The 568-nt window shown below is 68.5% G+C and carries 2 protein-coding genes; both read right to left on the reverse strand.

Annotated elements, in window-relative coordinates; translation table 11 throughout:
- Positions 1-43 (reverse strand): hypothetical protein (locus OOT08_RS01675; protein WP_325091272.1); only part of this gene is annotated, 43 nt, incomplete at its 3' end.
- Entirely contained in the window at positions 40-492 is a 453-nt protein-coding gene (locus OOT08_RS01680) for a RidA family protein (protein ID WP_325091273.1), read from the reverse strand. The genes OOT08_RS01675 and OOT08_RS01680, both read right to left, overlap by 4 nt.
- Between the last annotated feature and the right edge of the window lie 76 nt (positions 493-568).

Below are 568 nucleotides of genomic sequence, written 5' to 3' on the forward strand. Positions count from 1 at the left end.
ACTCCCCGGTGTCGGGGTCGCGGAGGATCAGGGAGAGGGTCATGCCGGGCTCCGTTCGCTGATGACGGCGGTCGCGTCGATCTCCACGAGCCATTCGGGGCGGGCGAGGGCCTGGACGACGATCCCGGTGGACACGGGGAAGACGCCGCGCAGCCAGGTCCCCATCGTCCGGTAGACGTCCTCGCGATAGCGGGGATCGATGAGGTACACGGTCACCTTGACGATGTCCTCGAGGCCACTCCCGGCCTCTTCGAGGAGCATCTTGATGTTCGCCATCGCCTGCTCGGTCTGGGCGACGACGTCTCCGATGCCGACGGATGCTCGGGTGTCGAGGTCCTGGCCGATCTGCCCGCGGAGGTAGACGACCCCGCCCGCGACGACCGCCTGGCAGAGGTCGTTGTCGAGGCGCTGCTCGGGGTAGGTGTCCTTCGTGTTGAAGGGGCGGATGCGCTGGTGCGTGGTCACGGCCGACCTCCCGAGGATGCGGGGCATGCCGGGAAGCGAGCGGGGGCTGTCATCATTGGGGCCTCTTCGTGGGTCGTCGCGGATGGAGCGCGTCACGGCTCTC

Source organism: Leucobacter sp. M11 (assembly GCF_035726885.1).
In the GTDB taxonomy this organism is placed as follows: domain Bacteria; phylum Actinomycetota; class Actinomycetes; order Actinomycetales; family Microbacteriaceae; genus JAPFRB01.